Source organism: Chryseobacterium gleum (genome assembly GCF_900636535.1).
Classification (GTDB): Bacteria; Bacteroidota; Bacteroidia; order Flavobacteriales; family Weeksellaceae; genus Chryseobacterium; species Chryseobacterium gleum.
Genome location: NZ_LR134289.1, coordinates 2809743 through 2830617, shown reverse-complemented (window position 1 = coordinate 2830617; position 20875 = coordinate 2809743). Strand labels below are relative to the sequence as shown.

The following is a 20875-nucleotide window of genomic DNA, read 5'->3' as shown; positions in this document are numbered from 1 at the left end:
CAGATATTTTTATGACAGGCTTCTTTCATATAATTTTGTTTTAAAAAGCCCGAAATTGTTGATCCTCACCGTTGGCGAATCCAGTTCCCAACTTGGAAATTCGTCGAAAGCTGATCTTCTAATTTCATGATTCCAGGCGTTACTTTATAATCAAACTCATAACTTTTTTCATCTGTAATAATTTCCAGTCCGGATTGCCTGTCATTAAATTGGGAAGGAATACTGAATGAATATACTGCCATAATTTTATCCCATTTGATGAATTCCATACTGTTATTCTGTTGAATGTAAAATCCGTCAGTTTTGTATTGAAAAATCCCGTCATATTCGTGCTGTTTATCCATTTCCTTTTCAAATGAAGCATAATCTTTTTCTTCAGGACTATAGAGCTTGGATATTGAGAATGCAAGAACCACAAGACAAATAAAAATAATGGCAAATGTAATTTTTTTGTCATCATAAACAGGGTAGTTGTAAAGAGTCAGTACCAATACCAGACTAGTAATTGCGATTAACTTTTTCATATTAGGGGAATATATATTTAAGTAGTAGTTGAGCTGAACGGATATCATTAATTTATTCATTAGTACTATTATAAAATCTGAATAGCTGAAAAAATATATAGGGCTCTCTAAAAATAGTATTAATGAATGATGATATTACAGTCTATTAAAATGATTTTAAAACAATGGTTCCCCATTCAAATCCGTCGTTAGTACCTCACTCATATAATCAAAAAAAGGCCGCATGGCAAGCAACGTCAGAATAGCTTCCTTCTGAAAGTTATCTGATAAAACTTCTTTATCTGTAAATTTCCGCATCACCAGAAATTGTTTTTTTCTGATTAGGTCAATAGCCGGATGGTTTTTATCAAAACCGCGCGGTGCTGTTTTTACAGCGTCACCTTTAAGCTCTCCAAAATATTTGATAAAAGTTTTATCAGAGATAATTTTTTCAATTTCTTTACTGCTGATTTCAAATTCTTTACGGATGCGAAGCAAATCTTTGGCTTCAGGGCCCCAAAATCCGCCTCCTACAAAACTGTTGCCCGGTTCCAGCTGTATATAATATCCGCCTCTCAGCATAGGTTTTGAACGGGAATATCCAACGCCAAAATTCGTTTTATAAGGTGTTTTGTTTTTGGAAAAACGGACGTCATTGTAAATCCTGAAAATATGCATTCCTTTGAGCTGATCATGCTCCTGAAGTTCATTGTAGATCTTGGTAAATACAATTTTATTTTCCTTTACAATAGCATCATATTCAGATTTGTGCTTTGCGAACCATTCCCGGTTGTTATTTTCTTTTAGCTGGGTGAGAAATTCAAATGCTTTTTTCATATTCAGATCAGGACTTTCCTTCGTTGATATATTCTTGATAATCTTCTTCTAATTTGTCAATTTCTTTGATTAAAAAGTCATAAATATTTCCTTCAAATACTTCGTAATCTTCCTCATCATATTTATCATACTCAATCTTTATGATTCCGTTATCTGTATAAGCTCTGTACAGATTTCCGCTGCGTTTGAAAAATAGCTGGCCAAGAGGCTTTTCTTTATATTCAAGAGCTTCAGCGTGTTTCTCTTCAAAACCCATCCATGAAGGCATTTCTTCATCCTGCGAAAGCCCGTACACGAAAAAGCCGTACCCGAATTTCCAGGCCGGAAGAACATCAAATTCCTCAGGTCGTTTCCATATTTCTTCTTTAACGTCGAAAATTAAGGAGCCGAATGTTGTCAGGAAATCTTTAACATCTTCACTGAACGTAAAGCCCGTACCTTCTTCATACTTTGTAATTTGTTCCTCAGTTGCGGGTTTGGCCACAGAGCCCATTACGAAAAAATCATCATTTAATTTCTTTTTCCTGTCCCAGAATTCTTCTTTAGTTGCCATGTTTTTTGTTTGGTTTATGCCGTCATCATTGATCAGACCGTTATTGAACAAATATAAGGGAAAGTTGGAGGGATAAAAAATGAAGGAAGGGTAAATGATGTGGCTTACTCATTTTCAAATGTAAAACCATTTTCTTTTGATTTATCGATTCAGAGATGTATCATGAATTTTATATCAGCAAAATATTTTACTTCTTTTCATTCAAATATAAATAGTCTCCTTTAATTAATGATTTAGAAAACCCTTCCATTCTCACCTGTAAAATTAAAGGCATTGGAAATATACCTGATTTTCTTTTTGATAATTTGTTGAATGAATCGATGAGCAGTTGTAACTCTTCCTTTGTATAACTGCTGAATGAGTTATAGACGGCATCGTCCATTTTTTCGAGCTGAATGCTTTTTATAATTTCGTTTTTCTTGTTTTCATCCCATTTTTCTAATCTGGATGCGAGATTTATTCTGTCAATGCAGTAATTATAGATATACCTTTTTAATTCGGTGGTCTCCATCAGTTTATCAATTAAAATTTTATTTTCTTCAGTTGGGTAGCCTACCGGAGGCGGTCCTGCCTGAGCAAATGATTGTAAACTAAACAAGAAAATTGAAATGTAAAATAATTTTTTCATGGTTAAATATTGTCTGGACTAAGAAAACTAATTGTATCCTTTGATAGTTCTTTATTAATGAATTATTGTATAAAACTTCTAGCGTTCCACACTTTTAAATTCTGAATTTACTTTCCACAATCTATATTCTACACTCCATTTTTCAGGAATATAGAACGGAATAGCATAATATCCACTATATTCTCTGAAAATCTTTTGAGAACTTAAAATCTTCTTTTTTACTTTTTTGGTTTTATCACAGTTAGATTCAGTATTATTGAAGGAGATAATGTCTACAGGCACTTCTTTGGGAAGTATATAAAAGGGATATCGATAAGGTAGAATTGCATATTTTTCTTCTAGGTTTTTCATATTAAAACCAAAATCGCTAATTGCTGAACAATCAGAAACTTCAATTTCCATCCCGAATCTGATTTCAACTTTGTAATCTTTGTCATTCTCAATTTTCGGAAGTTTAAGATCAACTCTTTTCATTCCTTTTTCAGGCTCAGGATAATTAGGCTTTTCCTGTGAATGTAGAGTTAATGAATATAAAACATAAAAGGATAAAATTATTTTTTTCATTGTCAGAAGGTATTTTAATTGTTAACCAAATAAGTTCTCCTTACTTAGCATGTTTATCTTGATTACAAAGCTGGATATTTCATTTATTCATTTTCGTTGAAATCCTCTTGTCTTGATATAAATAAGGTTATACCATTAATATTTTTTTGAGAAATTTTATATAAGTTAAAACGCCACTCATTAATGATCCATGCGTCATACCCGGATTTGTCCGGTTTTAATTTTACAACAATAGGTTTCCCTGTTTTGTTTAGGTATTCTCTGATTTTTACATATTTCTCTTTGAAGATTCTATCAAATTGAGTTTGATTTTCATTTCTGATAGGAAATAATTTTTGCAAACTGAATTAAAAAATTTTGTTCTATTCCAATCAATAAACAAAGCTTTTAATTCCTGATCATTTTTAGTGAATAAATATTCAATATCTTGCGTAATATATTCATTTTCTGATTTTATAAAATCTATGGTTTCAACCTCAACTTTTTCAAACTTACGGGGGTAATATCCATTGTGATTGATGGTGGTTCTATTGTTTTGAATGTCTAATCCGAGAGTTGTTTTTTCAAACTCAATGATTTCTTTTTTTGATATATTATTTTTATTGGAAATATCAGAAATTAACCGGATAATACTGTCAGACTTTATGTACTGTAAAGTATCGTATTGGTAACTTACTTTGGTGATATCAATATTATGATGATCTGTTTCAAAAAAGCCAAATGCGTTATAACCGTTATTGAATCTCAGGAATTTATAATCATTACGGGTATTTCTGAACTGATTATACCATGAAAAAAAACTATATTTTTCTTTGAAATTGTGAACGATTTCTACCTTATTCTGATGAATTCTGGAAATGGCAGTGTTGTCTTTTAGCTGAGTAATCTGATATAGCTGATCGTCGGCAACGAAAGAAGTCATAAAAGCGTAATTTAATTGCTCAATAGATTTTCTGCTATAAGGATCATATTGAACAGAATCTTTATAAACAGAATTAACTCCCTTATTATAATCATAGGAATCAAACATCCCAAATTCCTTTTTATTGATATAATCGTAATATTGATTGGGTTTACATCGCGTCAATTTTTTAGGATTGGTAATTTCCCAGATGGAAGAAAGATTGGTGATGTAAAACTTTCCTGCTAAAAAATTAATGTTCTTGCCATTTAGGCTTGCAAAAAATTCTGACTTATCTTTTGTGTTGATGAACCATGTTGCTTGTCCCCATTCTCCAAAACTTTTATACATAACTTTATAATTGTCATCTTTATACACCAGATCATCGCCTTTAGTAGTTTCTATAAACTGATTACTCTTTGTATCAAGTACATATCTTGTATTATTATTGAGCTGAGCATATACATGATCGTCCAGTGCAAACAAATCCAGATAATAGCTATTGGAAAGCTCTTCCGGTAATTTTTCTGAGAATAGTATCTCCCCCTGAAGGTTATATTTTATCAGATACTTTCTTTTATGGCCAAAGTCATACATTTGGGTTTCTTCAAATATTGAATAATAATCATTTTTAAACTTTAAAGAAGTTATCATTTCAACTTTTGAAGCGGGTCTGAAAATATTGTTCGTATTGATTTGGATTTGGCGTTCGGTGATATTGAAGGTTTGTCCACTGATATTTAAATGAAGTATCAGGGCTAGAAAAATCACAATTGGATTTATATTTTTCATGCTATTTGTATAATGGCAGTAATGTTGAAAATAATCTGATTTATTTAATTCTATTCAGGGTTACTACATTTTGATGGCCACCAATGGCCTCAAAAACTTCATTTTGAGATTGTACATGTGACCATCCTTTGTTGGCAAGCTCTGCTCTGATCTCTTCCTCTGACTTATCTTTAACGACATGATAAAATGCAAAATCAACAACTTCAGCCGGTACTCTTTCAATGACATATTTCGTAAGTACAGAGGCTAACCTAAAGTAAACAAAAATACCTGTTAACCCAAGTTGTACAATCCATATAATGATCCATCCAATCCATCCTAAATTTATTTTGTTAACTGTAAAGCCGTGTAAAAATCTTATTTTTAGGAAATTCCAAAATCCAATTCTCTCAAGATTATTCGTGTTTAAAATTATTTCATACTGAAAATATTCATTCGAAGCATATGTTAGCACGATCATTCCGCCTAGTAGATATAACAGTTTATTAAAATCAGTATAATTAGAGAATTTAATTAAATATTTCATCACACAAACAAGAGCTGTTGCTACAAGAAACTCAAAAAGACCAATAAAATATAGCCCTTTTATAGAAAGACACGCTACCAGAAATCCAGTAATCAGGGAAACAAATATACCACCAATTACCGATAGTATGATAGTAGGAATTTTTGCCGGTATTGGTTGGGGTAGTGTTTCAGGGATTACATAGTCATCCCAGTTATTTTTCTTTTCTATTTCCTTTTCGAGATCCTTAAGCGCTTGTATATTGAACGTTTTTAATGTTTCCTGATAAGCATAAATAAATAGTTTAACTCTCTTAGAGTTTTTTCCATTGTCCCATATTTCGTTACCTAAAGATTCGCTTTTTACCAGGACTCCGCCATTTTTATAATTTACTGTAATAATTTCCGTCCAACGCTCATTTATCCATCCTGTATCTTTATATTTTGCTTCGATACTTTGATCATCTTTATAAACGATATCCCAGCCTAATTTTTCAAATGTTTTTTCTGCAATGGCAATAAAAAGTACTTCGTTGACAAATGTTCTGAATTCTTCTTTATATTTAGGAGTGAAGCCAATACTGTGTTTTCGGGTTATCGTTTTTTCGTAGTTTTTAAAAATATTTTCCATTTGTAGTTTTCAGGTATTAGTATCGGGCTAAAGCTTTTGTGAATAAATTTAAATATAGGAGGAGAATTCTGATGTTGAAGTTTTATTTATTGAATAATACCTTCCATAGAACATGTCTTGCATGCTGGTCTATCTGGTATTAATTAGTCTCCGGATTATTATGACAGAATTGTGTGTCTGAAGCTTACTATCATCTTACAATTCTAATCTTCTGCAAAACCCCTTTCTCATCTTTAAAACTAAAAATATAAGTTCCTCTTTGTACTTTAGATAAATCTATATTTCTGTTATAATAGGCAAAGCCTCTGTTGATCACTTCTCCATCTAAAGAGTACACGGTAAACTCAAATTGATTGCTGTTATTTTTATTGCTGATGATAAAACCATCTTTAGATGCATTGGTATACACTCTTGTTTTAGTCTCACGGTCTTCCCCGGCTGTATTTGAAGAGAGCGCGTTTTCAGAAATATCTGCTGCCTGTAAGCTTTTAATAGCTGATTTGGTTACAGAAGTTGTACTTCCGCCGATGATGTATAATTTATTGTTATAAACTTCCGCTGCAGCGTGTCTTCTGGGAATCATATTGGATGACAGCTGATGGAATTTATTGGTTGCGGTATCAAAATAGGCCAGAAACGTCTGATTATTATAACCTCCTGCAATAAAAATCTTATCACCGGATACCGCTAATGAATGTCCTGATATCCCGGCCGGCATCGTAATCTGATCGGTCCAGCGATTGGTGTTGATGTCGTAGATATTGATCAGGCGGGATGAAGTACCGTTGAAACCGCCAATGACATACAATTTATCATTCACAATTTTGCCCTTTGCTTCTCTGGAGGTGGGCATATCCGGTAATGGATGCCAGGTATCTGAAGCAATATCATAATATTGGAATCTGTTGGAAAATGCGGTTGTTGCAGCGCCATTCAGTCCGCTGCCGCCGAACACATATATTTTTCCGTTATGGATGGCAGAACCGGCATTTCCTGTATAGGAGCGGTTAACAGCTCCCTTCGTTACTTTCAGGGTTGCAAGATCTACAATTTCAAGATGGCTGTTTCCCCAGCCGTTAAAAATATAGATTTTATTATCATACGTCTCCGAATTAGCAAATTTTTTAGGACTGATACTAACATTGAGAAGACTCCATTTGTTGTCTGTAATATTGTATTTTTCAATATAATTGGCCATACCTCCGCTTTCCTGATATCCGTTGCTCACATAGATATTATCATCTACAATGACACTGGTTGTAGCTCCTCTCCCTAAAGACATATTGGCGAGACTTTTAAAATTAAGCGTTTGTGCATGAGCCAGCAGTGAACTTAAAAATAACAGGAATAATAATTTTGTTTTCAATGGTATGAGGTTTAGTGTATTTGTTTTTATCTGATTTTCTTTATAAGAGTCCGGACTATTTTAGTACTGGACTTTAAGAGAGTAACCATGTTTTAAAGATAGGAAAAAGTTGAAGAGAATTTTTCTAGAATTGCTTTTACATCAGATCAATGATTCTGCCACTTTTAAGTTTGAATGGCCCCTGCAAACTGCTATTTTCCTGAATTGTTCTATCCATAGCTATATAGAAGTTTTCCCAATGTTCTTCTAGTTGATCATAATTTTTTGTTTCCCAATACTCTCCTTCATCAACAACATTGAGACATTCGAAATATTCTTTTAAAATCTCAAGTAATTCAATTATTTTTATGTGTATTTCAGTGGATGCAAATTGGGTTTTGCAGAATTCCTGAATGTACAAATCTTTATCAAACTCGAAAATTAAGGGTTCTGAATTTTCGTGAGGTTGTATATGAACACCTTTGGTAGGACCTTCATAGTTTACATTTTCTTCGTCTTTTACTCTTTTCAGAGTTACAGATTCATTTTCAAATTGAAAATAATCCCATTCTTGAAATGATGAAAACTCAATTACTTTTTTTACTAATGTATTGTAGCTTTCTTCATTTTTAAGTCGTCCTTCAAAATGAATTGTTATTCCCATAGATAATATGATTTTAATGGCTTACTACGAAAATATCAAAAAAGAATTTAATATAAATTCTTGTTGAACATTTAAATTATGCAGTAATATATTATGATTCTATCCGGATTCATAAGAAAAATGAAAAGGTCTATGTTTTATTTATGAAGAATTTAATAGTTATTTTATCTTTTTCAAGTCCATTTCCGAATATAATCTATACTGTATATTTCCTGTGTTTTCATATACTTTGTCGTATAAAACTTTTGCTTCCCGGTATTTTCCCAATTCATCATAAAGTGCTCCTAGCATATAAGCAGCTTCTATTTGATCAGGTTCATTTTTTAAAATTTCTTTATAAATCCTTTCAGCCAGTTCATTTTCATTATGGGCAAAATACCAATTGGCTATTTCCCAATAATCAGTTAAAAGCTTTGTTTCAGTAAATTTATTTTTTAGAGAATCAATACTCATTTCTTTGTAATCATTTCTAAACTTGTCCATCCCTGTTTTCTTTACATCAGCCATATGAATATAGAAAGGATCACAATTATTTATTAATCTGATCATAAGGTCTTTCATGAAATCATTTCTGTTTTTGTTAGCTGTGCTATTATGGAAGTTTTCAAAATCTTTCTGAAGTTTTGACATTACTTCATAGGAACAAGTTTTAAATGTTTCATCAGTATAATTTGTTTTACCAGATAAACAAGTGCAAAATTCCTTTTCAAATTTTTGTGGAAAATCCTGAGCTTTAATGTGAAAAGAAATTGAAACAGAGAACAATATTCCTAATAGTAATTTTTTTTTCATGTATAGCTTTATTTTATTAATGTTCTTCTGTTCATAACAATATTCTTAATCACAATAAATTGTCAGTCGTATCTGAGACTTTACGGAGCGGGTATTAACTCAGGTTAGCAACAGTTATTATTTTAATTGAATTTCAATCTTTTTATCTTCCATAAATAACTTTATCCAATTCGGAACTTCATTATTTCCTGGAATGCATTCGATTAAACTTTTATTATTTTTATAATTTTCTATAGCTTTTTTCCCAAACTTGATTTTCATTTCATAAATTTCATTGCCACTATATCCAATCCAGGCTTTTGTTATTATTTGCTTGTTGTTTTCAATATTATGATAAAGTAAAGATTTTGAGTCTTCTGGTAAATGACTTATACCATCACACCAGAAAGTCTTAGCATAATATTTTATATTTTCATTTTCAATGTTTTTAAAATCCAGAGACCATTCTAAATGACTGCAAAATTCTAAATTAAACACGGGTTTATTAAGATTATAATTAAAAGCACCACAATTGGGACATTCAATATATTCTCCATTCAATTTTTCAAACTCACATGCTACACATCTGCCATTTCTATTATTTACATGTTGAATAATAATTTTTGCTTCATTTTTGTCTACATTGAATTCGTCAATTATTTTTTTTTCAGCAAATACTTTTAAATCGTTTTGCATCAAAATATAAAGATCAAGCTTTTGTTCTTCAGAAAATTTTAGAGTAATCACTTCATTTTTACATTTGTTGCAATTCGTTTTCATTCTTAATTTATTTTTTGGTACAAACATCCAAATTTAGATATTCAATTAACATTTGAGAATATCTATATGTTCAAATTTAAATAGGGAGCATACAATCGTGCGGTAGTGGTGGCTTTAATGTTAAAAGAAATTGAAATAGAGAACAATATTCCTAAGAGTAATTTTTTTCCATGTATAGCTTTATTTTATTAATATTCTTAATCACAATAAATTGCCAAACGTATTTGATCAAATCCACCTTTTCCTCTGAAACGAAATAAGTAGGCACTTAAATTTTTACTGTGCCATTTTATATCATCCCTTACTGTTTTATCTTTGGATTTTTCTAAATCTTCATATACTTCAAGGTAGGGGTTTCCGAGATTTTCAGTTATATATTTTTTTATTTCGTGGAATTTTTCGTTAAAGATTGCACTCGAAGTTTCAATTTTTTCATTTTCATTCCATTCATAAGACTTGAATTTGATTTGCTCATCTTTGGTAAAAAAATAATCTACTTTAAGAATGAAGTTGTTTTCGTTTCTTTGATAAGATCTGGGAATTTCAAACTTATATTTTTGAAAAGCGGGATAAATATCTTCTCCAATTCCCCAAAAATAGCCGAGAGTAATATCTTTTGACTTCTTATCAAGTTCTTCTTTTTTAATTTCACTGAAGCTTTTAAAGGAAAGATCAATTTCATTTTGAACAGGAACGTCACTATATTTACTCAGTGAGCAACCATAAGAAATTAAAATAATAAGAAGAAAGAGAATTCTTGATTTCATGAGAATATATATTGTTATGATCGTATAAATGAAAAAAAGCGTCGGGAAAGTGTTGATTTTTACTTAGTATAATCCCCTGCAATAATAGATTTTTCCATTGTACTTACAATCTCAGAAACAGGAATGGTAAATATCCCGGCATTTCCTTTATCGAATTCTTTTTTCCAGTAAGAATATCCGTCGAGTTCAAGAGAATCCGGCTTTTTGCCGGTCTCACTTTTCAGGGTGGTTATACTTTTGTTCAAAGCTTCTTCTGATAGGGGAAGATGGCTGAGCTTTTCTGCATAACCAGTAGGGCTGGCAGGGTTTTTCATCTTCAAACCACTGACAGAAATATGAATCACTTTTCCGGTTTCAGTGTATTCCTCAATCTTTAAAATTGTAAGTGTTGAGCTTTTTTCCGTAGGACGGGTTTTGTAGTTCCATTGCTGGCCGACACGGTATTGGTTTTTTTTTGCACAGCTGAAGGCCAGCAAGAATAATACTGCTATGAAAGTATAGAGTTTCATGAAGGGGTGGTTATTAGTTTTGTTTTTATTTCTGAATCAGCTGCTCCAGCCTGGCCATCATTTCATCTTTTTCTTTCAGCATTCTTTCGTACAGCGCAATTTTTTCTTCGTGCAGTTGTAAAACCTTATCTATAGGATGAAATGAAGGATTATGATTTATACCATTAAGTATAGAACCATTATCAAATGTATTAGCAATAATATTCACTGCTTGTTCCTCATCCATATTCTCAATAGCTTCCACAGGAACTTTCAGAATCTGGCAAATCCTTTCTAAAATATCCTCTTCTATAGTTTCTTTCTGCTCCAACAGCGAAATCTTCTTCTGGTTCCAGTCTTCACCAAGATCAAAAGCCAAAGCCTCCTGCTTGATGCCCAACATCTCCCGAAAACGCTTGATATTTCTACCCTGATGTATTTTTTTGTTTTGCATATTTGTGTACGTTATAGAAACAAATATAAGTAAAAGTTGGGGGATAGGAAATGGGGGAGTGGAGGTATTTTAGATGTTGGGATTATAAAGAATCCGAAGTTGGAGACTTCGGATTTGTTTTATTTAAATATTCTAATAGTATGATCTAAAAGTCTATGCTACAAGATACAATCGTGCGGTAGCGGGGTTTTTTAGTTAATATTAAAGATTTCATCAATGGTATCACTCAACCAAAAATTGAGAAATATGAATAATGTAACAGTAAAAAATATCCAAAAAAGATATTTCCCCCATAGAGTATAAACATTATGTTGTCTCTCATATCCTTTTTCATAATAATGTTTTAATAATTCTAATATCCTTAAAGGCCAAAAAAATATACTGAAAAGTATAATCAAAAATATCCTAAATCTATTAGGTCCAATGATCAATCTCATTATCGATGTCTCACTATGATGATGACAAATTTTTTTATAAGATGAATTGTAGGTGAAAAAAAATATAAATCCTAGAAACAAATAAGTTTTAAACAATTCATACAATTCATAATTAAAAAGTGAGATTACATAATTTAGGGGGTAAAGAAAAAAGTTTCTAATCTTTTTAAAAATATCCAAAAAGAACAAGAAAAAATTTCCCCATTTAATTAACCCTGGAATAAGATCTTTACCGAAATTTATTATTCCAAAAGAAGTTATTAGAATATTTATTGGAAGCAATATTTTATTAGCTAAGCTAGTAGTTGATTTCATTCAATATTTTGGAGTATGGGTTAAAAATTTCAGATAATGAAAAAGTATTGGCAAAATGCAGGTAAAAAAATAAACTTTTAGGTTAGTTTTGAACCAAGTGTAGCCAATTTTTCCATTAAACTAATAAAAATATGTGGAGTGGAAAAATAATGGCTGCTAATTAGGAAAGATTTTCAATTCCGACACTAGCCTTGCATTTTTGCGACTACGAAATTATAGACAATATTTAATTATCTGTTATTGATTTTTATATTCTAACTTGTAAAAATCTTTTGGACTGCCTTTAAATCCTTGCCCTCTTATAAAGAGATTAATAGCAAATGGAGATGGTTCTAAATGTGCAACAATGTTATCTAAGTCGATAACAAACCCAGCCCCGTGCCCACTAAAATAGTCACTTATTAAAAGTTCTTTTGATCGGAGAAAGTCTAGTTCTGAATCTATTTGATGTACACTTTTAATTTCTACTATTTTTGATAATTCGTCTAAAGAAATTTCAATATGATTTGCTTGGATAAAACCATTTTTGTCAACATTCATAATACATTTGCTACAAATATAATTTAATATTTTAACTTGATTTCTTGTCAATTGTTTCAAAGTATTTACAAATATTAAATTTAAATCATCCCCATCATCCTCATTACATGAAGATGCAATTAATCCAGCCCACATTTCTTGAATAGTATCGTCGTCGCACCAAGATCCATTTTCAATAATTTCTTTAATTACTCTTGGATGTGCATTCAAATTGATTTCTCCATCAATAAACTGTAGTTTGTCATTGGACTTTTCAATTATTTTTATAATATTATTTAGTCTCCAATGTCGAACTTTGTCTTTATACATTAATCCTAATTCTTCAGCAGCGGGTAAACAAATTCTACTTAATAAAGCCTCAGCAGCTCCAAATCCTTTTTCAACAGCAATTTTCAAAGATTCACCATATGGTGCTAAACCCAAAAGATCCGTAGAAGTTTTATTGTTATTATTATCCATCATATTTGTTTAATATTGTCCATTCAAATTTACGCATTGCACCAATATACAATTTATAATTGCGTTAATGTTGTTTTTAGCTATCTATTTATTAACCATTAAATATAAAATATAAATATGTTATTTCCTTACGGGAAACCATAAAGCAAAAAACCGCCCTACAAAGTAGAACGGTTTATATATTAAATTTGTCTTAGCTTACGCTGTTACATCATTCCTGGCATTCCACCACCCATTGGCATAGCTGGTTCAGCGCTTTTTACTTCAGTGATAACACGGACATTTTCTGAAGTTTCCGGATTTTGGAGAATATTTTAAAAGGGGAGTTTTTTAATTTTGAATAATAACTGCTTTTGTTGGTAAGTAATTATCTACTTTGCTTCTTTCAATAATTTCAATTTCAACTTTTTCGAAATCGTTTGTCTGCATTTGAATTTTAGCAGTTTCATCATGTTTGTATATTTTTGAATTTAGAATTTTTAGGATCTCCATAAATTCATTATTCATAAATGGCTCAATAAAGCAAAGACTATAAACTTTTCCGCTGGATTTATAAGAAATAAATCTTGGATTTCCTGCAAAATATTCATTCCTATTGAGTTGTTTTTGTTTGACAAAGGATTCAATATTTTTGCCAGATAATGAGTTTAATTTGTTAATTTCTTCTGAAGTTAATGTATATTGGAAATAGTTTTTCCCATCCCAGCTATCTGAATAGACGGTTAAGTTTCCTTTCTTATCTAATGTAGCGTAAGATTTAATTTCAATTTTATTATTTGATATTAATTCATAATCAACAATTTTTAAATCTTGAATTATATTTTTTTGTGAAAACAGATTTATACATAAACATATAAAAATAAGTAATGCGAACTTTTTCATGATTGATTAATCGGTTTGAATGTGCTTTTTGTTGTAATTACGGTTGATATTCAAATTTACACTTTAAGCTCATATATGATATATAATTGCAAATAAAATTTTAAGTAAAAAGTTCTTTAGATTTTCTATATAAAAAACCGCTCTGAAAATCAGAACGGTTAATATATTAAATTGTCTCAGCGACACGCTATTACATCATTCCTGGCATTCCACCACCCATTGGCATAGCTGGTTCAGCACTCTTCACTTCAGTGATAACACATTCAGTCGTTAAAAGCATTCCAGATACAGAAGCTGCATTTTCAAGGGCAGCTCCTATTACTTTAATTTGTTGAGTTGAGAATCTGTGAGATTTTGAATAATAGTACTTCACTTATTCGTTAATAAATACAATAAGCTTGTTATCAGCTGTTTTTGAAATGATTGTATCATTTCTTTTTTCCGTAATTTTGTATTTTCGTGAATTGAATTTAATGAATTCTTTGTTTTCAGAGTATTTTAATAGGAAGGATTTTTTTTGATCATTATTATAATTCATTTCAAAAGGAAATTCAAATTTTTGAACTGCAAAACCTTCACTGGCTACAACCCAATATTCACACAGTATTTTATACTTGTATTTATATATTTGTTTAATAAGATATTTTTTGTTTTCAAATTTTATGAAACAGTTTGGAGGATAAATATTTTTGTAATTCGTATTGTATTCAGCACTTTCAATAGTTAATTTTAACTTTGTACTTATCAGAATTCCAGCAAAAATAATTATTAATAAAAATAGAATTTTAAAATATTTCATTACATTCAGTTGTTAAAGCATTCTGGAAACAGAAGCTGCTTTTTCAAGAGCAACTGTTATTACTTTAGTTGGGGCAATGATAAATGCTTCAAGTATATGAACATACTCGTCAGTTTATTCGTTGATAAAGGAAAGTTTAAAAATTTTCACATTATTGAAGCCTCCATTTTCAAAATATTCAGTTTGTACAACAAAGTATGTTGGAGCATTTTCAATTACTTTGAAAGTGAGTGATTTATTTTTGAGATATGCTTCATCGTAATTACTATTAGTTTCCTTCAAATTTAATTTGTAGGTACATTTATCAGTCCATTCAATTTTATTAATTGTATAAACGTTATTATTTCTTGTTTCGATAACTTCATTTTTTGTAAATGTCAGATACGATTTTTCTCTTTTTTGTAGTGTTTCATAATAGTAAATTCCTGTTTTAATATCGTCACAGTTAGAAATGCTTTCTTGCTTTTCGCGGATGAATTCTTTTTTTCTGTAATCTAAAAAACTTTTACAATTACTTAGCAAAAGTCCTTCAATAGAAACGTAATAATCCTGAATGTCTTTTGTATTTGTATTCTGAGGGTCATTAAATTTTCTTACGACTTCAGCGTAGTTATTTTCAAAACTTTTTGAACACACTCTTCCAGTTTTTTTTCCGGATCTTTTAAATTTTCTACATTTCCTAAACAGGTACAGATTTCGTTTGAAATTTTTTCCTCTAAATTTTGAGAGAACAAACTCATTGAGCTAATCAATAAAGTAAATTGTAGTATACGTTTCATTTTGATACAATGATAGATAGCATTCAAATTTACACACTATACAATAAACAACTATGCTCATATTGTTTAGGTTTAAGCTATCTGTTTTTTGGTTATTAATTTAAGATCTAAATATACTATTTTCTTAATAATAACCATGCTTAAATAAAAACCGCCCTACAAAAGCAGAACGGTTAAGTTTAGCACCTTTATAAAGTCGGATAATTTTGATTAAAGAAATTTTAATCTCGTTCCATTATCCGGTACCAATTTTTTTCTAACTTCCAATTATATTCAGGTTTTACTTTTATTAGTTCTTCGTATTGCTTTTGTGTCTCATTATCATTTGTGAATATAAAATAAGTTTGTGGTGCTTCGAAAAAGCCCCGAGAAATCCAGAATTTGATAGTTTTCGTACCTTCTGTTTTATTTTGATAAACCCAAATATCATTTCCGCCATTTGAAATAATGGGGAAGTCAAATGAAAGTTTACAAATGCCATTATTCATTTTTGTATTGGGTTTCAATTTTTCTGTTAAAACATCTTTTACTATTTGATTGCGCTTATTGTAAGAAATACTCCAGTCAATTTTTTCAATAATGGAGTTGGGGATTTTGTTGAAATTGTAAAACGTTAGAACTAATAAACTCAATGTTACTGAAAGATTTATTATTCTGTTTGCCTTTATGTTTTTCTTTTCTTTGATTAATTTTATGACTTGTCTTACTGTTAAAATTAGCAAGATTATACACACTAAAAGCCAAGAAAATGGTTGGATAAAATAGGGAAGATAAAAGTAGTCAGCAAGAACAAAAACTAACCAGGTTATTACCAATATTACTATTTTTTTTGTCATTCAATTCGTTATTAAGTTTTGTTTGTCATTGGTTCATCGGATTATGTTAACACCCAAATTTGCAAATTGCTCCAATATACAATTATAAATGAATTTTCAAGTAAAAATCCTGTTGGATCTATTGTAAAACAAAAAAACCGCCCTACAAGTAGAACGGTTAGTATATTAATTTGCTTCGGTCGCTGACCGTTACATCATTTCTGGCATTCCACCACCCATTGGCATAGCTGGTTCAGTGCTTTTTACTTCAGTGATAACACATTCAGTTGTTAAAAGCAAGATTGTATTTATTTTTTTACAATAACTTGCTTCGTGAGGGATTTATTGTTTTTGAAAGTTAATTTTAGGTAATATATTCCAGGAGAAAAATCAGTCACATCTAACTTAATGAAATCTTTTGTATTTGTAATGAATTTAGGAGTTAAAAATCTTCCATCAGCACTATATAATTCTACTTTTTCGGCTTTGCCATTTAAATTTACATTGATATAATTGGAAGTAGGATTTGGATATACAACAAATTGTTTTTCAGTTTCTTTTTCTGATGTACCTAGAACTGTATACCCGGTAAAGCTTCTGTATATTTTTCCATTTGTTCCTGCTGTGAAAATATAATTATTAACTAATTCAAGAGAGTTTAATCTATACTGAGTTGTTACTGATGACCAATTTATTCCGCCATTTATGGTTTTGTATATTTCACCATTTTCATTTACAATATATCCTATATTAGGGGTGTAAAATTTTGTTAATGTATAATAGCCGTAAGGAACTGACATTTGTGTCCAACTTAGACCACCATTTGTTGTTTTGTAAAATATAGAGTTATCTCCCGCAAAGTAGCCATTATTTTCATCAACAAAATGAAAAGAGTTGATTCCATCTCCTGCTAATTCAATGAGTTGATTCCATGTGTTACCTCCATCTATAGTTTTATACATTGCTCCATAATAATTCCCAACTCTATTAGCATAACCCACAAGCGAGTTTACAAACTGAATATTTCCAAAGGCTTGGTTTGATACCTGTGTCCAACTGCTTCCTCCGTTTGTTGTTTTCATGACTTTTTTTTGGTTAAAACCACCAGAAATAAAACCAGTATTACCATCCAAAAAACAAATAGAACTTATCCCTTCGTCTATAATATCATTTCCATTATTTAATATTTCCCATGTTGATCCTCCATCAGTTGTTTTATAAACATGTCCTCCATATGTTCCTCCAGTAGTTGCATACCCTAAGTTTTCATTAATAAATGTGAAATCACTACTATTAACAGATGTGCCAAGATTTAACGTGCCAACCAATGTCCACGTGTCACCAAAATTATTGGTTTTGTAAAATTGATTATTAGTTAATGCAAAACCAACATTATTCACTATTTGTAGTTGTCTGAAATCATTGTAGGTGGGCGAATGTTGTGTCCATGTGTTTCCTCCATCTATGGTTTTAATTATTCTTCCTCTTGCTCCTGTAGCAAACCCTTTGTTACTATCCTGAAAGAAAATGCCATACATTGAAGTATTGTCAAAGTATCCGTTTTGGAAAAAAATCTGGCTCCATGTAATTCCGCCATTAGTCGTTTTATAAGTTGCACCATAATTACCTGTGGCAAAACCATTATTTTCATCTAAAAAGTAAAAATCATACATTGCTTCAAATGATCCTGTAATTTCTGTCCAACTTTCGCCACCATCTGTGGTTTTAAATAAGTCATCGTGTTGTCTTGATGCAAAACCGACATTCTGGTTTATGAAATAAACTGTCAAAAAGTTAGATGGGTATACATTAGTATTATAAGTATTATACCAGGTGTTGCCACCATCTATAGTCTTCTGTATCTTGCCGTTATTACAAACAGCATGTCCAATCAGAGAACTTGTAAAGGCCGTTTTGACAACTGTTACGTTTGGAATAGTATAATTTATCCACGTAGTTCCACCGTCAAGGGTTTTAATAATACTATTCGAACCTGATAGAATAATTGTGTTATTGTCTATAATATTTACTGTATTAAAAGAAGTATTAAAGCCAGTAGATATTTGTTGCCAACTTACACCATTATCTATGGTCTTTAAAATATAACCGGAATCCCCTACAATATAGCCAATCCCATTCTTAAAACTAATATCATTGCCACTTAAAATATTTTGTTTTTTTGTCCAGGTCGCACCAGAATCTATAGTTTCTAGGAGTTCATTTGATGTAATTATAAAACCGTTATTACTAGAAACGAATTCAATATGCTTTCCAGTGTTTGTTGTTGGCTTGGGGTTTAATAACTCCCAATTAGTCTGAGAAAATATTTCATTAAAAGTAATAGTAATTAAAAATAGTAAAAGTATTTTTTTCATTTATGATTTTCTTTTTATAACGTTTTTATTGTGATCAGGTACGATCATGAAGATATAATATTTATAAGCAAAAATAGTGTGAATGCAATTTTAGTTAATTGCTAAATCTTTTTAGAACTTTGATTCAAGTTTAAAGTTTGTATAATGTATGCTTTCATGGTTTTATTTAGAGGGCCAAATATAGTTAAAAAACTAATACAGAAAAAAACCGCCCTACAAAGTAGAACGGTTTATATATTAAATTGTCTCAGCAACTCGCTATTACATCATTCCTGGCATTCCACCACCCATTGGCATAGCTGGTTCAGCGCTCTTCACTTCAGTGATTACACATTCAGTTGTTAAAAGCATTCCAGATACAGAAGCTGCGTTTTCAAGGGCAACTCTTGTTACTTTAGTTGGGTCAATGATTCCTGCTTCAAGCATGTGAACGTACTCGTCAGTTTTCGCATTGTATCCGAAGTCTCCGTTTCCTTCTGCTACTTTAGCAACGATTACAGAACCTTCACCCCCTGCGTTGGCAACGATTTGTCTTAATGGCTCCTCGATAGCTCTCTTAACGATTTTGATCCCTGTAGTTTCATCAGCGTTAGATCCTGAAAGATTGTCAAGTGAAGAAATTGCTCTTACTAAAGCAACACCACCACCTGCAACGATACCTTCTTCTACAGCCGCTCTTGTAGCGTGTAGGGCATCATCTACTCTGTCTTTTTTCTCTTTCATTTCCACTTCAGAAGCAGCTCCTACATAAAGTACAGCAACACCTCCAGCTAACTTAGCCAGTCTTTCCTGAAGTTTTTCTCTGTCGTAATCAGAAGTTGTAGTTTCCATCTGAGCTTTGATCTGAGCTACTCTTCCTTTGATTTTAGCTTCGTCACCACCTCCGTTTACAACCGTTGTGTTGTCTTTGTCGATCGTTACTTTCTCAGCAGTTCCAAGCATATCCAAAGAGATGTTTTCCATAGTGAAACCTTGCTCTTCAGAAATCACCTGTCCACCTGTAAGGATCGCGATATCTTCTAACATTGCTTTTCTTCTGTCTCCGAATCCAGGAGCTTTTACAGCAGCAATTTTAAGGGAACCTCTTAGTTTGTTTACTACCAAAGTAGCTAAAGCTTCACCTTCAACTTCTTCAGAGATAATTAATAGAGACTTACCACCTTGTGCAATTGGCTCAAGAACCGGTAACAATTCTTTCATGGAAGAGATTTTCTTCTCTACTAAAAGGATATATGGGCTTTCAAGTTCAGCTAACATTTTCTCAGGGTTTGTCACGAAATAAGGTGACTGGTATCCTCTGTCGAACTGCATACCTTCTACAACGTCTACCGTTGTATCAGTACCTTTAGCCTCTTCTACAGTGATTACTCCTTCTTTACCAACTTTCCCGAACGCTTCAGCGATTAAAGAACCGATGGTATCATCGTTGTTAGCAGAGATAGAAGCAACCTGCTTGATTTTTTCTGAAGAATCTCCAACCTCCTGAGATTGAGATTTAAGGTTTTCAACAACAGCAGTTACCGCTTTGTCGATCCCTCTTTTAAGATCCATCGGGTTAGCACCGGCAGCTACGTTCTTAAGACCTTCTCTTACGATAGCCTGTGCCAATACAGTAGCGGTAGTAGTACCGTCTCCTGCAATATCATTGGTTTTGGAAGCTACTTCTTTTACCATCTGAGCTCCCATGTTTTCTACCTTATCTTCAAGTTCGATTTCTTTTGCTACAGAAACACCGTCCTTAGTTACGTGTGGAGCACCGAAAGATTTTTCGATCACTACGTTTCTCCCTTTAGGACCTAAAGTTACTTTTACTGCATTAGCCAATGCATCTACCCCTCTCTTTAGCGCGTCTCTTGATTCAATATCGAATTTTATTTCTTTTGCCATAATTTTTTATTGTATTAATGTACTTTGTACAATGTATTAATGATTTTGTATTCTGAAAATATCATTTTACATGAATACATTTTACTTTTTACAAATTAACCGATGATTCCCAATAAGTCAGCTTCTCTTACGATTAAGTAATCTTTCCCTTCTAACTTCAATTCAGAACCTGAATATTTACCATAAAGTACTTTGTCACCTACCTGAACCGTTGTAGGCTCGTCTTTTTTACCAGGACCTACTGCTACTACAGTACCTTCTTGCGGCTTTTCCTTTGCAGTATCCGGGATAATAATACCTGAAGCTGTTTTAGTTTCTGCTGCGATTGGCTCTACCAGAACTCTGTCTGCCAATGGTTTAAAGTTTACTGACATAATATATTTAATTTTTTAATTATTTCTGTCT

General features: G+C 31.6%; 23 protein-coding genes. All 23 read right to left on the bottom strand.

Annotated features, from left to right (window positions below):
• Window positions 1-65: 65 nt before the first annotated feature.
• The 23 genes from EL165_RS12870 to EL165_RS12760 all read right to left on the bottom strand — a co-directional run bounded on the left by EL165_RS12870 (window position 66) and on the right by EL165_RS12760 (window position 20844).
• Complete coding sequence (locus tag EL165_RS12870; protein ID WP_002976485.1) at window positions 66-524, bottom strand: hypothetical protein; 459 nt, start codon at window positions 522-524, stop codon at window positions 66-68.
• Between the two features lie 156 nt (window positions 525-680).
• Window positions 681-1340 (bottom strand): DUF2461 domain-containing protein, encoded by a 660-nt coding sequence (locus EL165_RS12865; protein WP_002976486.1) that lies wholly within the window; start codon window positions 1338-1340, stop codon window positions 681-683.
• Window positions 1341-1347: 7 nt separating this feature from the next.
• Complete coding sequence (locus EL165_RS12860) at window positions 1348-1893, bottom strand: hypothetical protein (protein WP_126358640.1); 546 nt, start codon at window positions 1891-1893, stop codon at window positions 1348-1350.
• A 187-nt stretch (window positions 1894-2080) separates the two neighbouring features.
• Entirely contained in the window at window positions 2081-2521 is a 441-nt protein-coding gene (locus EL165_RS12855; RefSeq protein WP_002976488.1) for a hypothetical protein, read from the bottom strand.
• Between the two features lie 78 nt (window positions 2522-2599).
• Complete coding sequence (locus EL165_RS12850; protein ID WP_002976489.1) at window positions 2600-3085, bottom strand: ecotin family protein; 486 nt, start codon at window positions 3083-3085, stop codon at window positions 2600-2602.
• A 268-nt stretch (window positions 3086-3353) separates the two neighbouring features.
• Window positions 3354-4778, bottom strand: a complete 1425-nt coding sequence (locus tag EL165_RS12845; protein ID WP_002976493.1) for a hypothetical protein — start codon at window positions 4776-4778, stop codon at window positions 3354-3356.
• A gap of 40 nt (window positions 4779-4818) precedes the next feature.
• On the bottom strand, window positions 4819-5913 hold the full coding sequence (locus EL165_RS12840; protein WP_002976495.1) for an MFS transporter: 1095 nt from the start codon (window positions 5911-5913) through the stop codon (window positions 4819-4821).
• Window positions 5914-6103: 190 nt separating this feature from the next.
• A complete protein-coding gene (locus EL165_RS12835; RefSeq protein WP_002976497.1) occupies window positions 6104-7279 on the bottom strand; it encodes a Kelch repeat-containing protein in 1176 nt (391 codons plus the stop codon).
• A gap of 136 nt (window positions 7280-7415) precedes the next feature.
• The gene (locus tag EL165_RS12830; RefSeq protein WP_002976500.1) at window positions 7416-7922 is read right to left on the bottom strand and encodes a hypothetical protein; all 507 of its coding nucleotides are present in this window, start codon (window positions 7920-7922) and stop codon (window positions 7416-7418) included.
• A 159-nt stretch (window positions 7923-8081) separates the two neighbouring features.
• Window positions 8082-8714 (bottom strand): tetratricopeptide repeat protein, encoded by a 633-nt coding sequence (locus tag EL165_RS12825; RefSeq protein WP_002976502.1) that lies wholly within the window; start codon window positions 8712-8714, stop codon window positions 8082-8084.
• Between the two features lie 117 nt (window positions 8715-8831).
• Entirely contained in the window at window positions 8832-9473 is a 642-nt protein-coding gene (locus tag EL165_RS12820; protein WP_041461386.1) for a hypothetical protein, read from the bottom strand.
• A 197-nt stretch (window positions 9474-9670) separates the two neighbouring features.
• On the bottom strand, window positions 9671-10240 hold the full coding sequence (locus EL165_RS12815) for a hypothetical protein (protein WP_002976506.1): 570 nt from the start codon (window positions 10238-10240) through the stop codon (window positions 9671-9673).
• Between the two features lie 59 nt (window positions 10241-10299).
• Window positions 10300-10749, bottom strand: coding sequence for a hypothetical protein (locus EL165_RS12810; protein WP_002976508.1), 450 nt, complete (start codon window positions 10747-10749; stop codon window positions 10300-10302).
• A gap of 25 nt (window positions 10750-10774) precedes the next feature.
• On the bottom strand, window positions 10775-11182 hold the full coding sequence (locus EL165_RS12805; protein WP_002976517.1) for a helix-turn-helix domain-containing protein: 408 nt from the start codon (window positions 11180-11182) through the stop codon (window positions 10775-10777).
• A 989-nt stretch (window positions 11183-12171) separates the two neighbouring features.
• On the bottom strand, window positions 12172-12936 hold the full coding sequence (locus EL165_RS12800) for an Abi-alpha family protein (RefSeq protein ID WP_002976522.1): 765 nt from the start codon (window positions 12934-12936) through the stop codon (window positions 12172-12174).
• A gap of 327 nt (window positions 12937-13263) precedes the next feature.
• Entirely contained in the window at window positions 13264-13815 is a 552-nt protein-coding gene (locus tag EL165_RS12795) for a hypothetical protein (RefSeq protein ID WP_002976524.1), read from the bottom strand.
• A 190-nt stretch (window positions 13816-14005) separates the two neighbouring features.
• Window positions 14006-14188: a hypothetical protein gene (locus EL165_RS12790; RefSeq protein ID WP_002976526.1), complete on the bottom strand. Its 183-nt coding sequence runs from the start codon at window positions 14186-14188 to the stop codon at window positions 14006-14008.
• The gene (locus tag EL165_RS12785; RefSeq protein ID WP_002976528.1) at window positions 14189-14614 is read right to left on the bottom strand and encodes a hypothetical protein; all 426 of its coding nucleotides are present in this window, start codon (window positions 14612-14614) and stop codon (window positions 14189-14191) included.
• Window positions 14615-14728: 114 nt separating this feature from the next.
• Complete coding sequence (locus EL165_RS12780) at window positions 14729-15250, bottom strand: hypothetical protein (protein WP_126358639.1); 522 nt, start codon at window positions 15248-15250, stop codon at window positions 14729-14731.
• 364 nt (window positions 15251-15614) lie between these two features.
• Window positions 15615-16229 (bottom strand): hypothetical protein, encoded by a 615-nt coding sequence (locus EL165_RS12775; protein ID WP_002976532.1) that lies wholly within the window; start codon window positions 16227-16229, stop codon window positions 15615-15617.
• A gap of 287 nt (window positions 16230-16516) precedes the next feature.
• Window positions 16517-18583: a YCF48-related protein gene (locus tag EL165_RS12770; protein ID WP_002976535.1), complete on the bottom strand. Its 2067-nt coding sequence runs from the start codon at window positions 18581-18583 to the stop codon at window positions 16517-16519.
• Between the two features lie 261 nt (window positions 18584-18844).
• The gene (gene groL / locus EL165_RS12765; protein WP_002976536.1) at window positions 18845-20470 is read right to left on the bottom strand and encodes a chaperonin GroEL; all 1626 of its coding nucleotides are present in this window, start codon (window positions 20468-20470) and stop codon (window positions 18845-18847) included.
• A gap of 95 nt (window positions 20471-20565) precedes the next feature.
• Entirely contained in the window at window positions 20566-20844 is a 279-nt protein-coding gene (locus EL165_RS12760) for a co-chaperone GroES (protein ID WP_002976538.1), read from the bottom strand.
• Window positions 20845-20875: the final 31 nt, after the last annotated feature.